The sequence below is a fragment of the Thermus sp. NMX2.A1 genome, assembly GCF_000511705.1.
Lineage (GTDB): Bacteria > Deinococcota > Deinococci > Deinococcales > Thermaceae > Thermus > Thermus scotoductus.
Genome location: NZ_ATNI01000070.1, coordinates 1 through 11,607, shown reverse-complemented (window position 1 = coordinate 11,607; position 11,607 = coordinate 1). Strand labels below are relative to the sequence as shown.

Genomic DNA, 11,607 nt, shown 5'->3' with positions numbered 1-11,607 from the left:
ACTATAATGAAGGTTGGGGCGATGCCGTCCTGGTTGACGCCGGATTCGGGCAGCCGCCCGGTTCCTGTATTCACCAGACAAAAGGAGGGTTAGGCCATGCGGATCGCTCAGATTGCGCCGCTTTACGAGGCTGTTCCACCCAAGTTCTATGGCGGAACTGAGCGGGTAGTGCATGCCTTGGTGGAGGAACTGGTGCGCCGCGGGCATGAGGTTACCCTCTTTGCTTCGGCGGACTCCCGCACCAGTGCCCGCCTGGTGCCCATGGCGGAGGGGGGATTGCGCCTTACGGGAGCCAGGGATGGCTTGGCTCTCCACATGGCCATGCTGGAAGAGGTTTATGCTCAGGCGGATCGTTTTGACATCATCCATTCCCATGTGGATTACCTGGCCTTTCCCTTTGCCCGCCACAGCCCAACCCCTACCCTGACCACCCTACACGGCCGTTTGGATCTACCGGAGACCCGTCGGATCCTGTCCCGCTTCCCGGAACAGCCCTTGGTCAGCATTAGCCACAGCCAGCGCATTCCAGTGAGGGACCTTTCCCTTCGCTGGCAGGCCACGGTCTATAACGGCATCCGCCTCGAGCACTTCCCCTTCCGCCAGGAGCCTGAGGATCCGCCCTACCTGGTCTTCCTGGGGCGTATTTCGCCGGAGAAGGGGCCGGTCCAGGCCATCGAGGTGGCCCGGCGTGTGGGCCTTCCCCTGAAAATTGCCGCAAAGATTGACCCTGCGGACCGCGCGTGAGCGGAAACCCATTTCCTACCCCTTTTGGACACGCCGGGTGTGGAGTACCTAGGAGAGGTGGACGAAAAGGCGAAGGCGGAGTTGCTGGGAGGGGCCTTGGCCCTCCTCTTTCCCATCGACTGGCCGGAGCCCTTTGGCTTGGTCATGGCCGAGGCCATGGCCTGCGGTACCCCGGTGATAGCCTTCCCCGGGGGCTCCGTAGACGAGGTGGTGGTGGACGGGGTTACGGGGATCGTCTGCCGTTCACGTACGGTGGAGGAGATGGTCCAGGCGGTAAGGCAGGTGGAGAAGCTGGAACGCGCCGCCTGCCGGCGCCACGTGGAGGAGAACTTCTCCAGCGCGGTGATGGCTGAACGCTACGAGGCGGTTTGCCGTCGGGTAGTGGCGGAGGCTCGTGGCGAGACTGTGGGTGTGCCCTTTGAGGAGGGGTTCAGGTTGCGCATGCCTCCTCCTCCCCGGCCCCGCCAAGGAGGAGGCTTGGGGAAGGGAAAGGCAGAACCTACCGCCTGGGGGGGGTGAAGGCCGAGCGCAGTAGACCAAGGTGAGGACGTTTACGGCTTTTCCATTTCCAGTTCCCCCTTCTCTGCCTGGAACCCCACTTCCTTGTGGCTACCGTCGCAGAAGGGCTTGTTCCGGGAATGGCCGCAGCGGCAAAGGGCCAGCTTGGCCCTTTCCAGGCGCCTTTCCTCCCCGTTGAGCCGGAAGGGGGTTCCCTCGGGCAAGTCCAACACGTAGGGTCCATCCTGGCGGAAGCGGAGCTTCATGGTTTCAGGATACCGAGGATAAAGTGGAGGTATGCTCTGCCCGCAGAATGGAAAGGTGGGCCTCGAGGTGCCCTTGAAGACGGTGAAGAACTTCCTCACGGGGAAAGCCCTGGCGCGAATTGACCCTGCTAGCCCCCACTACCTTTGCCAGGATCCCGCTTGCCCGGTGGTCTACTACGGCCAGGAGGGGGTATTTCTCCGGGAAGAGGTGCGCTTCCCCATCTACGATAAGGGAGCCTCCCTCGTCTGCTACTGCTTCGACTGGACCCGGGAGAGGTTGGCAGAGGCCTTGCGCCAAGGACAGGACCCGGTGGCCCAGGTGGAAGAAGGGGTCAGGACCAAGCGATGTGCCTGCGACCAGCGCAACCCCAGGGGGCGTTGCTGCCTTACTACCTTGAAGGCGGAGGTGGCCAGGCTTGCCTGAGGGCTTCCCGCAGGAATTGGAGGAGGCTTTCCAGAAGCGCCTGGCCCGGCTTGCACCCCGGGGCCCTTTGGTGCTGGCGGTTTCGGGAGGCGGGGATTCCGTGGCCCTAGCCCATCTGGTGAAGCGGGCTGGGCGGGAGGCGGTGGTGGCCCATCTGGACCACGCCCTGCGCCCGGAAAGCGAGGAGGATCTCCTCTTTGTGAAGGCCCTTGCGGAAAAGCTTGGCTATCCCTTCTACGCCGAGCGGGTGGAGGTGGCCAGGGTGTCCAGGGAACGGGGGGAGAACCTCGAGGCGGTGGCCCGGGAGATCCGCTACGCTTTCCTGCACCGGGTGGCCAAGGAGGTGAAGGCCAAGGCCATCCTCACCGCCCATACCCTGGACGACCAGGCGGAAACCGTGCTCCTCAAACTCCTCCAGGGCACGGCCCGGGGTCTGGGCATCCGGGAGAAGGAGGGGCTTGTGGTGCGGCCCCTTCTGGCCTTTCGCCGGGAGGAGTTAAGGGCGTACCTAAAGGCCCTGGGGGAAGCGTGGCGGGAGGACCCCTCCAACCAGGACCTTTCCCGGGATCGCAACTACCTGAGGCTTAAGGTGTTTCCCCTTGTGGAGGAGCGGTTCCCCGGGGCCAAGGAGGCGCTTTCCCGCTTTGCCCAGGTGCGGATGGAGGAGGAGGCCCACCTGGAGAGGGAGGCTAGGGCTCGTCTCCTGCCCGATCCCCGCTTCTTCGTGCCCGCCTACCGGGCAGCACCCCTTTTGGAGGCTCCCGGGGCCCTTAGACGGAGGGCTTTGCGCTGGATGCTGGAGGCCTTGGACCTCCGGCCTGAGGCCCGGCTTATCGCCCTTTTGGAGGAGGCTTTAGGGGGCAAGGTGGCCACCCTGCCCGGCGGCTACATGGCCAGGCGCAAAGGAGGTACCCTTTTTCTCCTTCCCCCCGCGCCCCGGCTGCCCCTTCCCCCCGGGTTCCGCCGCCCCTTGCCGGGGGACTACCTGGCCATGCCCTACGGGAGAAAGCGCCTGGTGGACTTTTTGGCAGAGAAAGGGGTGCCTAAGGAGCTCAAGCCCCTTTGGCCGGTGAGGGCGGAGGGTAAGCGGGTGGTGGAGGTGCTGGGCTTCCATCCTCCCTCCGAGGAGGAGCGGTACATGGCCTTGGCCCTCGAGGAGGCCAGGCAGGCCTTCCAGGAGGGGGAGGTGCCGGTGGGGGCGGTTTTGGTGGTGGGGGAAAGGGTGTACAGGGCCCACAATCGGGTGGAGGCTACCCGGGACCCCACGGCCCATGCGGAGATGCTCCTCCTTAGGGAGGTGGGCCGGGAGGCCCGGGGGGGAAGGCTTTACGTGACCCTGGAGCCATGTCGCATGTGCCATCAGGCCCTCCAGGAGGCGGGGGTGGAAGTGGTCTACGGGGTGGAGAACCTGAAGGAAGGGGCCTTGACCCGGTTCGGCCAGGGGGAAGGCCTCAGGGGTGGCGTCCTGGAAGCGGAGTGTGCTAAGCTCCTAAAGGGTTTCTTTGCCCGGCTCAGGGAGGGGTGCCGGAGCGGTTGAACGGGCCGGTCTCGAAAACCGGTAGGCCCCGCAAGGGGTCTCGCGGGTTCGAATCCCGCCCCCTCCGCCAAAGGCGGCCTGCGGGCCGCTTTTATACCACCTGGAACCCCCACCGCCCCCCGAGGATCCCCAGCGCCTCTAGGAGGGTTTCCGCCTCCTTCCTTTCCCCGGGAAACCCGGAAAGAAGCAGGTACAAAAGGGTGGCCAGCTCCCCCAGGACCAGGAAGCCGTACCGCCTTTTTTCCTCCTCCCAAACCGCCTCCATGCGCAGGTGGGCCATGCGCCAGGGAGTGGAAAGGAAATGGCCCTTTTGCAAGCCCGCTTCGGGTTCGCAAAGCCTCGGGTCGCCTTGGGTAAAAAGCCCCCGGCAGGAGAAGGGACGCCAGGGATAGACACCGCAGAGACCCTCTTCCAGAAAGGGGCAGGGGGTGCGGGTTAGAAAGAACTGGCTTGGGAAGTGGGGGTCGTCCTTGCCTTCCCTGAGAAGGGCAAGCCGCCTGGGGCCTTCCTTAAGGAGCCTGGAGCGCTGGGCCTCGCTGAGGTGGGGAAGAAGGGCTTCCCCTTCCAGGCGGGAAAGGGTCACCAGGCCATGGCAGCAGGCAAAGCATCCCGCGCGGCAGGAGGGGGTAATCCCCCTCTTGGCCAGGTAGTCGGCCAAATCCGCCTCGAGGGCCAGCCAATGGGCTTCCACCGGGTTCATCGGCGCAGGCGGTAGACACCCCTTCTGGGGTCGAAGGGGCAGGCTCTCACGGCCACCTGGGGGCAGTGACGCCGGGACCGGGCCACCTCCTCCGCCAGGGCCTTGGGCAGGTGGCATCGGGGGCAACGGGCCCGGGGAGAGGCTTGCCGCAACCGGCAGGCGAGTAACAGGGCCAGGCCCGAAAGGATGAGAAGACCAAAAGCCTCCATAGGGGTTAGTGTAAGCTCTTCTCCGATGAGGGTTTTTGGTGGCGGCCCAAGGAGGGGCTGAACCCCATCGGGGGCCTGGTGCGCCACATCACCGGAAGCTCCTTGCGGCTCCTTTCCTACGCCTTCCCCCAGGAGCTTCCCGACTGGGCCAAAAAGGGGCGGGAGTGGGAGCTCCAGGGGGAGCCCGAGGCCAAGGAGGTGGTGGAGGCCCGCTTCCGGGAGGTTTGGGCCAGGCTCCTTTCCGCCTTCCAGAGCCTACGGGAGGAGGAACTTGGCCAGGAGGTTCCGGTGGGCACCCAGGGTCTTAAGGCTCCCAGGGCCCATATCCTCCACCACCTGGTGGAGCATGCCCAGCACCATGCGGGGCAGATCATCTACGCCCGCAAGCTCCTGGGCTGAGGACTCCTGTCCCCGGGGGATGGCTGTAAGCTGTTCCCATGGAACGCGTTGGCCTGCGCGCTTCTCCCAGGATTACCCTCGAGGCCCTCAAGGAAGCCCTTAAGGGTGTGCGCTTTCCTGAGGCCAAGGTCTATTTCATCACCGACTGGCAGGACCGCCGGCACCAGGCCCGGTACGCCCTTCTCATCCACGGGGGCAAGAAGGACCTCCTCACCCCTGACGCGTTCGGCCCCGCCTTTCAGGGAGGGGAAGAGGCGCTTTCGGAGCTGGTTAGCCTGTTGCTGGACCTTGGGGCCAGGAAGTTCTACGAGGCGGTGGTTTCCCCAGGGGAGCTGACGGGCCTTTTGAACCTGCCGCCAGAGGAGCTCCTTAGGCGGATCAATGCCATCGCCAACCCCACCGACCCGGGCATCTACCTGAAAAGGGCCGCCTAACCGTATAGAAGCTTAAGCCGGGCGGCTTCCCCTGCCAGCTCGGGGAGGGCTTTTAGGTCTATTCCCGTGTGGAAGCCTTTGGCTTCCAGGTAGGGGAGGACCTTTTCCGTGGGCAGGTTTCCCACCAGCTCATCCCCGGCGAAGGGGCAGCCCCCTACCCCGGCCAAGGCGCCCTCCAACCAGAGGATGCCCGCCGCCAGCACCGCCTCCACCTTGGCCAAGACCCCTTCCGGGCGGGCGTGCAGGTGGGCCCCCAGGCCCTCGGGGCCAAAGCGGGCTACCGCCTCCCCTAGCACCTCCTGGATGCGGCTTGCCTCCGCCACCCCGTAGGTGTCCGCCAGGGCGATTTCCCTGACCCCAAGTTCCCGTAGCCTGGCGATGTCCTCCAGGACCCCCTCCACGCTCCAGGGGTCCCCGTAGGGGTTGCCGAAGGCCATGGAAAGGTAGACCACCAGGCCAAGCTTTCCTTTTGTGGCCTCCACCATGGCCTTTACCAGAGGCCAGGATTCCTGCCGGGTGCGATTGGTGTTCTTCCGCTGGAAGGTTTCCGAGAGGGAGAAGGGGTAGCCGATGGCCGTGAGGTTTGGGGCCTTAAGGGCCCTTTCCAAGCCCTTTTCGTTGGCCACGATGGCCAGATAGGTGCGGCCCTGGGGTGGGGGAAGGCTGGCCAGCACCTCCTCGGCATCCGCCATCTGGGGTACCCACTTGGGGGAGACGAAGCTGGTGAGGTCCAGATGGCGAAACCCCGCTTCCAGGAGCTTCTTTAGGAAGGCCACCTTCTCCTCGGTGGGGATGAAGCGGCTGAAGCCCTGCCAGGCATCCCGGGGGCATTCCACGTAGCGGATGGGGACCTTGGCCATAGGGCTACACCTGGAAGACTCCGGTGCGGAAAGGCTCCCGCTCGGGGTTTAAGGCACAGGCCTCGAGGGCCCGGATGAGCCACTTCCGGGTCTCGTGGGGGAGGAGGATCCCATCCACCCAAAGCCGGGCGGCGGCGTACCGGGGGTCCAGGGTTTCCTCGTAGCGGCCCTTGATGCGCTCGTAAAGCTCCTTTAGCTCCTCGTCAGAGGGTTCCTTCCCCTCCCGCCTGAGCTTTTCCACCTCCAGCTCCAAGAGGGTCTTGGCCGCCTGGGCTCCTCCCATCACCGCGTACTTGGCGCTGGGCCAGGCGAAGATGAACCTGGGGGCGTAGGCCTTGCCCGCCAGGGCGTAGTTTCCAGCTCCGAAGGAGCCTCCCAGGATCAGGGTGATCTTGGGCACCACGGAGTTGCTCACGGCATTGACCAGTTTGGCTCCCCGGCGGATGATCCCCGCCTGCTCCGACTCCTTCCCCACCATGAAGCCCGTCACGTCCTGGAGGAAGAGGAGGGGGATGTTCATCTGGTTCACCTCGAGGATGAACCGGGCGGCCTTGTCCGCCGCCTCCGCGTAGATCACCCCACCCACCTCGATCCGTCCCTTCTTCTTCAGGATGAGGCGCTGGTTGCCCACGATGCCCACGGGGAACCCCCCGATGCGGGCAAAGCCTGTGACCAGAGTCTCCCCGTATCCCCCCTTGTACTCCAGAAACTCCGAGCCATCCACCAGCCGGGCGATCACCTCCCTTAGGTCGTAGGGACGGCTGCCGTCGGGGGCGATGAGGCCGTAGAGGTCTTCGGCGGGGTAAAGGGGTTCCCTGGGTTCCTTGCGCCCTTCTGCCCAAGGAGCCAGCTTGGGCGGAGGGTAAAGGGCGATAAGCTGCCGGATCCTTTCTAGGGCGGCTTCGTCGTTCGGCTCGTAGAAGTCCACGGTGCCGGAAACCTCATAGTGCATCCGGGCCCCGCCAAGTTCCTCGCTGCTGACCTCCTGGCCGATGGCCGCCTTCACCAAAGCGGGGCCCGCCAGGTAGAGGCCGCTTCCCTCGGTCATGATGAGGACATCGGTCATGACGGGGAGGTAGGCTCCCCCGGCCACGCAGTTCCCCATGATGGCGGAGATCTGGGGGATGCCCAGGGCGGACATGCGGGCGTTGAGGTAGAAGATACGGCCAAAGTCGTCCTGGTCCGGGAAGACCTCGTCCTGAAGGGGCAGGAAAACCCCGGCCGAGTCCACCAGGTACAGGGTGGGGATGCGGTTTTCCAGCGCCATCGTCTGGGCCCGGATCACCTTCTTAGCGGTGATGGGGAAGAAGGCCCCCGCCTTCACCGTGGCGTCGTTGGCGATGATCATCCAGGTTTGGCCCTGGATCTGCCCGAGGCCGGTGATGACCCCTCCGGCCGGGGCCCCGCCCCACTCCTCGTACATCCCCCACCCGGCAAAGGCCATGAGCTCGTAGAACTCCGTGCCCGGGTCTAAAAGCCTCGCAATGCGCTCCCGGGCGGTGAGGCGTCCCTTTTTGTGCTGCCGCTCCACGGCCTTGGGCCCGCCCCCTTGGCGCACCTTCTCCAGGCTTTCCCTGAAGTCCCGCACCAGGGCTACCCAGGCGTCCTTATTGGCCTTGTAGACAGGACCTTCCCGCTCCTCCGGGCGGAGCTTGCTCTCGAGGCGGCTCGTGGGCTGGCCTAGCATGGCCTTAGTATAACGTTTTTCTGCTTATCGGGGAAAAAGCGTAGCCCCCTCAGGGGGACAAGGGGTTTGGGACAGGGCCTTTTGCCGCTGGGCCTGGCGCCTGGCTTCCCGGTCCACCCGTTCGTTCTCCGGGTGGCCGTTATGCCCCCGGATCCAGTGCGGCACCACCCGGTGCCGTTTGAGTTCCGGCATAAGGGCTTCCCAGAGGTCGCGGTTTTCTATGGGCTTGCCGTCCGCTCTGCGCATCCCCCTTTTTTCCCAGGCGGGGAGCCACTCGTTTAAGGCCTTCACCAGGTACTGGCTGTCGGAGAAGAGGTGTACTTCACAGGGTTCCTTGAGCGCCCTAAGCCCTTGCAGCAGGGCGGTGAGCTCCATGCGGTTGTTGGTGGTGCAGGGCTCGCCTCCGGAAAGCATTCGTTCGGCGCTACCATAGCGCAGAAGCGCCGCCCACCCGCCAGGGCCGGGGTTGCCCAGGCAGGCCCCATCGGTGAATAGCTCCACCTGTTTCACGACCAGGGGATGGGCCGATGGGGGAAGGCCAGGGGAGCCTTGGCCTCGCCGGGGAAGAGGATCTCCCTAAGGCGGTAGTGGTCCTCTTGGGGGTGGCGGTAGACCTCCAGGAGGTTTTCCACCGGGTTCACGATCCAGACCTCAGGGATACCAGCTTTGGCATACAGGGCGAGCTTCCTGCGGTCGTGGTCCAGGCTGGTGTCGGCCACCTCTATGAGGAGGAGAACGTCCTGGGGCTCAGGGAGGCGCTCGCTGTACTGTTCTAGGGGGGGCTTCAGCACCTGAAGGTCGGGCTCGGGCTCGGAGTCGGGGGAAAGGCGCAGGGGGGATTGCACGGCGATGACCGCCTCCTCTCCCAATAGAGCCTGGAGCCTCTTGTCCAACTGGGCTACAGCAAAGACGTGCCTAGGACCAATCGGGCTCATCTCGTAGATCTCTCCCTCGAGGAGCTCGAGGTGCTTCACCCCCTGGAAGAGGCGCTCAAACTCCTCTACCCCGAAGCGGTACCGGGTGGCCATGCCCTCATTCTAGGCCCCAGATGGCGGCGGGGGCCAGCTCCACCAGGTTTCCCGCGGGGTCGCGGGTGTAAAGGCTTTTCCCCCTGGGCCAGTCCGCCCACCAGACGGGAAAGCCCGCTTCCTCCAGCCTCTTGGCCCAAGAGGGGAGCTCCTCCTCAGCCACCTTAAAGGCCACGTGGACGCTTCCTTGGGCCCCGTGGGGGGGAAGGTTTTCCTCCTTTGCCGTGTGATGGGGGTTGAAAACCAGAAAGACCCCCTTTCCCGCCCGGAAGAAGGCGTGGCGCGGGGGCTGGTACTGGAAGCAAGGAAGGCCCAGGACTCCCTCGTAAAAGGCCCGGGCCTTCTCCAGATCCTCGGCGTAGACGGCGGTTTCCAGAACCTCCACTACTTGAGCTTGGCGATGAGGTCGGCCACGGGGATGGCCTCGAGGGTGGTGGTCCTCACGCTTCCCCTGGCCGAGAGGTGGAGCATGGCCCGGGCCACCGCCAGGGCATCCTCTGCCTCCACGATGTTCACGAAGTCATAGGGCCCCAAAACCGCGTACTGGGCCACCACCTTGACCCCGAAGTCCCGCTCCAGTTCCTGGTTCACTTCCTTGATGCGCTCGGGGTTTTTCACCAGGGTCTCAGCGCCGTCATCCGTGAGGGTGCTGAGAACGATAAAGGTGGGCATCTTGGCCTCCTTTCCCCCTCAGGATAGCCCAGGAGTTCCAGTTTGACAATCGAGCTAGTCTTCCTGAGGCGTTTCCAGGGGAATCCCGCTATAGACTTCCTCCAAGTAGAGGGTTCCTTGGGGGCAGGGCAAGGGTACCTCCCCTTCTGTGAAGACCTGATAGAGGATCCCCGTGGCCTTTTTCTGATAAAGCTCTATTCGCTTTTCTTGGATATCCGCCAATACATACCCTTGCAGGGAAGGCAGGGAAAGATACCGCCAAAGCTTCTCCCGCCGGTCTATACCTTCGGTACTTGGGGAAAGGACCTCCACCACCAGGCAGGGAGCTTCCTCGTAGTAGGGGTTTTCGGGCGGGGGAGCACAAACCACCATGAGATCCGGGTAGTAGACGGTCCTTTCCCCCACCTTGAGCTTCATATCCGCCACGTAGAGGCGGCATCCCTGCCTACGGGCTAAGGGGCCCAGGAGAAGGGCCAGGTTGGTGGTTAAAAGGGCGTGAGCCCGGCTGGCCCCGGCCATGGCGTAGGGCAGGCCCTCCACCAGCTCATGCTTGGTTTCGGACCGGGCCTCCCATTCCAGATACTCTTCCAAGGAAAGGGGTTTCAGGGCCTTGGCGGGTTCGCCCATCACTCCCATTCTATGGTGGCGGGAGGCTTGGAGGTGAGGTCGTAGACCACCCGGCCGATCTCCGGTACCCTGCGGGTGATGCGCCGGGCTGCCTCGTCCAGGAAGTCCAGGGGCAGCCTGGCCCAGTCGGCGGTCATGAAATCCTCGGTGGTCACAGCCCTTAAGGCCAGAACATAGCCGTACTTCCGCTCGTCCCCCGCCACCCCTACGCTCCGCACGGGGGTGAGGACGGCCAGGGCCTGGGCCACCTGGGAATACAGCCCCCACTCCCTTAGAAGGCTTATGAAGATATCGTCGGCCCGCCGGAGGATGTCCAGTTTTTCCTCCGTGACCTCCCCCAGGATGCGCACCGCCAGGCCCGGCCCCGGGAAGGGGTGGCGCAGGCGGATAGGGTCGGGAAGGCCGAGAAGCAGGGCGAGTTCCCGCACCTCATCCTTGAAGAGGAGGCGGAAGGGCTCGAGGAGCTCGAACTTCAAATCTTCAGGAAGACCGCCCACGTTGTGGTGGCTCTTGATCTTGGCCGCTCCCTGTTCCCCGGCGGACTCGATCACGTCGGGGTAGAGGGTCCCCTGGGCAAGGAAACGGAAAGGGCCTGCTTCCCGGGCCACCAGGGAGAAGACCTCCACGAACTCCCGCCCGATGATCCGGCGCTTTTCCTCGGGGTCTTCCACCCCCTTGAGGGCCTTAAGGAAGCGCTCCCTGGCGTCCACCACCCGGAGGTTTACCCCAAGGGCTTTAAGGGCTCCTTCCACCTCCTCCCGTTCCCCCAGGCGCAGGAGGCCGTGGTCCACGAAGACCGCCAGGTGGTTCACCCGGGCCTTGGCCAAGAGGAGGGCCAGGGTGCTGGAGTCCACCCCGCCGGAAACCGCCAGGAGCACCCGGTCCTCGCCCACCCTTTCCCGCACCTCCTTAACCAGGCTTTCCAGCACGTGCTCCGGAGTCCAGTCCCGTTTTACCCCGGCGATCTCCAGGAAGTTTTCCAGGATCTGCATCCCCTTGGGGGTATGGGCCACCTCGGGGTGGAACTGGACGGCGAAGGTCTTTCCGTCTGGGGCTTCCATGGCCGCCACGGGGTTTTCCTCGGTTTCCGCCACCACCCGCCACCCTGGGGGAAGCTCGGTCACCGCGTCCTGGTGGCTCATCCAGACCTGGACCTCGCCCTCCAAGCCTTTGAAGAGGGGTCCCTGGTAGCGGGTGAGGAGGGCCTTGCCGTACTCTGCCCGTCCCGCGCGCTCCACCTTGCCCCCAAGCTCCTGGGCGAGAAGCTGCATCCCGTAGCAGATGCCCAAGGTGGGAAGGCCGAGGGTGAACACCCGGGGGTCGGGGCGGGGGGCATCGGGGTCAAAGACGCTGTTGGGTCCGCCGGAGAGGATTAGGGCTTGGGGCTTGTGCTTAAGGATTTCCTCCAGGCTCGCCCGCCCCGGCAGGATCAGGGAAAAGACCCTAAGCTCGCGGAGCCTTCTGGCGATGAGGCGGGTGTATTGGGAACCGAAGTCCAGGACCAGGACCATGGAAGCCAGTC

Annotated in this window: 16 protein-coding genes, 1 tRNA gene and 1 pseudogene; 7 read left to right on the top strand and 11 right to left on the bottom strand. The window is 64.6% G+C overall.

Going from position 1 to position 11,607, the window contains the following annotated elements; all coding sequences use genetic code 11:
* Positions 1 to 96: 96 nt before the first annotated feature.
* Together TNMX_RS13110 and TNMX_RS13105 are read left to right on the top strand one after the other, a co-directional pair.
* Positions 97 to 744: a glycosyltransferase gene (locus TNMX_RS13110; RefSeq protein ID WP_216593113.1), complete on the top strand. Its 648-nt coding sequence runs from the start codon at positions 97 to 99 to the stop codon at positions 742 to 744.
* 39 nt (positions 745 to 783) lie between these two features.
* The gene (locus TNMX_RS13105; RefSeq protein WP_256378174.1) at positions 784 to 1,263 is read left to right on the top strand and encodes a glycosyltransferase; all 480 of its coding nucleotides are present in this window, start codon (positions 784 to 786) and stop codon (positions 1,261 to 1,263) included.
* Between the two features lie 32 nt (positions 1,264 to 1,295).
* Here the strand turns inward: TNMX_RS13105 and TNMX_RS07630 are convergent, their stop codons facing one another.
* Positions 1,296 to 1,508: a CDGSH iron-sulfur domain-containing protein gene (locus tag TNMX_RS07630; protein WP_038030997.1), complete on the bottom strand. Its 213-nt coding sequence runs from the start codon at positions 1,506 to 1,508 to the stop codon at positions 1,296 to 1,298.
* 31 nt (positions 1,509 to 1,539) lie between these two features.
* On the opposite strand from TNMX_RS07630, the gene TNMX_RS07625 reads away from it, so the two are divergent.
* The 3 genes from TNMX_RS07625 (at position 1,540) to TNMX_RS07610 (ending at position 3,539) form a co-directional block, all read left to right on the top strand.
* A complete protein-coding gene (locus TNMX_RS07625) occupies positions 1,540 to 1,932 on the top strand; it encodes a copper chaperone Copz family protein (RefSeq protein ID WP_038030994.1) in 393 nt (130 codons plus the stop codon).
* A 16-nt stretch (positions 1,933 to 1,948) separates the two neighbouring features.
* Complete coding sequence (gene tilS, locus TNMX_RS12650; RefSeq protein ID WP_156919438.1) at positions 1,949 to 3,469, top strand: tRNA lysidine(34) synthetase TilS; 1,521 nt, start codon at positions 1,949 to 1,951, stop codon at positions 3,467 to 3,469.
* Positions 3,448 to 3,539, top strand: a tRNA-Ser gene (locus tag TNMX_RS07610). Before tilS ends, TNMX_RS07610 begins: the two co-directional genes overlap by 22 nt.
* A 21-nt stretch (positions 3,540 to 3,560) precedes the next feature.
* Here TNMX_RS07610 and TNMX_RS07605 read toward each other — a convergent pair.
* Both TNMX_RS07605 and TNMX_RS07600 read right to left on the bottom strand, forming a co-directional pair.
* On the bottom strand, positions 3,561 to 4,169 hold the full coding sequence (locus TNMX_RS07605; RefSeq protein WP_038030988.1) for a YkgJ family cysteine cluster protein: 609 nt from the start codon (positions 4,167 to 4,169) through the stop codon (positions 3,561 to 3,563).
* Entirely contained in the window at positions 4,166 to 4,378 is a 213-nt protein-coding gene (locus tag TNMX_RS07600; protein WP_038030986.1) for a hypothetical protein, read from the bottom strand. The genes TNMX_RS07605 and TNMX_RS07600 overlap by 4 nt, the downstream gene beginning before the upstream one ends.
* Before the next feature lie 21 nt (positions 4,379 to 4,399).
* Here TNMX_RS07600 and TNMX_RS07595 point away from each other — a divergent pair.
* Positions 4,400 to 4,777, top strand: a pseudogene (locus tag TNMX_RS07595) (DinB family protein); the annotation flags it as partial.
* 38 nt (positions 4,778 to 4,815) lie between these two features.
* The gene (locus TNMX_RS07590; RefSeq protein ID WP_015717820.1) at positions 4,816 to 5,211 is read left to right on the top strand and encodes a DUF3197 domain-containing protein; all 396 of its coding nucleotides are present in this window, start codon (positions 4,816 to 4,818) and stop codon (positions 5,209 to 5,211) included.
* On the opposite strand, the gene TNMX_RS07585 is transcribed toward TNMX_RS07590, so the two are convergent.
* From TNMX_RS07585 to guaA, 8 genes are read right to left on the bottom strand one after another with little or no spacing between them, the layout of a single operon-like run.
* A complete protein-coding gene (locus TNMX_RS07585) occupies positions 5,208 to 6,071 on the bottom strand; it encodes a hydroxymethylglutaryl-CoA lyase (protein WP_038030983.1) in 864 nt (287 codons plus the stop codon). The genes TNMX_RS07590 and TNMX_RS07585 overlap by 4 nt on opposite strands.
* A 4-nt stretch (positions 6,072 to 6,075) precedes the next feature.
* On the bottom strand, positions 6,076 to 7,758 hold the full coding sequence (locus tag TNMX_RS07580) for an acyl-CoA carboxylase subunit beta (RefSeq protein ID WP_038030982.1): 1,683 nt from the start codon (positions 7,756 to 7,758) through the stop codon (positions 6,076 to 6,078).
* A gap of 24 nt (positions 7,759 to 7,782) precedes the next feature.
* Complete coding sequence (gene rnhA, locus TNMX_RS07575) at positions 7,783 to 8,268, bottom strand: ribonuclease HI (RefSeq protein WP_038030980.1); 486 nt, start codon at positions 8,266 to 8,268, stop codon at positions 7,783 to 7,785.
* Positions 8,265 to 8,786, bottom strand: coding sequence for a Uma2 family endonuclease (locus TNMX_RS07570; protein WP_038030978.1), 522 nt, complete (start codon positions 8,784 to 8,786; stop codon positions 8,265 to 8,267). Before TNMX_RS07570 ends, rnhA begins: the two co-directional genes overlap by 4 nt.
* Positions 8,787 to 8,790: 4 nt before the next feature.
* The gene (locus TNMX_RS07565; protein WP_038030976.1) at positions 8,791 to 9,171 is read right to left on the bottom strand and encodes a VOC family protein; all 381 of its coding nucleotides are present in this window, start codon (positions 9,169 to 9,171) and stop codon (positions 8,791 to 8,793) included.
* Positions 9,171 to 9,458 carry a glutamine synthetase/cystathionine beta-lyase binding protein gene (locus TNMX_RS07560; RefSeq protein WP_015717814.1) on the bottom strand — a complete coding sequence of 96 codons (288 nt, stop codon included), beginning with the start codon at positions 9,456 to 9,458 and terminating at the stop codon, positions 9,171 to 9,173. Before TNMX_RS07560 ends, TNMX_RS07565 begins: the two co-directional genes overlap by 1 nt.
* Before the next feature lie 54 nt (positions 9,459 to 9,512).
* Positions 9,513 to 10,085 (bottom strand): Uma2 family endonuclease, encoded by a 573-nt coding sequence (locus TNMX_RS07555; RefSeq protein ID WP_015717813.1) that lies wholly within the window; start codon positions 10,083 to 10,085, stop codon positions 9,513 to 9,515.
* Positions 10,085 to 11,596 (bottom strand): glutamine-hydrolyzing GMP synthase, encoded by a 1,512-nt coding sequence (gene guaA, locus TNMX_RS07550; RefSeq protein WP_038030999.1) that lies wholly within the window; start codon positions 11,594 to 11,596, stop codon positions 10,085 to 10,087. The genes TNMX_RS07555 and guaA overlap by 1 nt, the downstream gene beginning before the upstream one ends.
* Between the last annotated feature and the right edge of the window lie 11 nt (positions 11,597 to 11,607).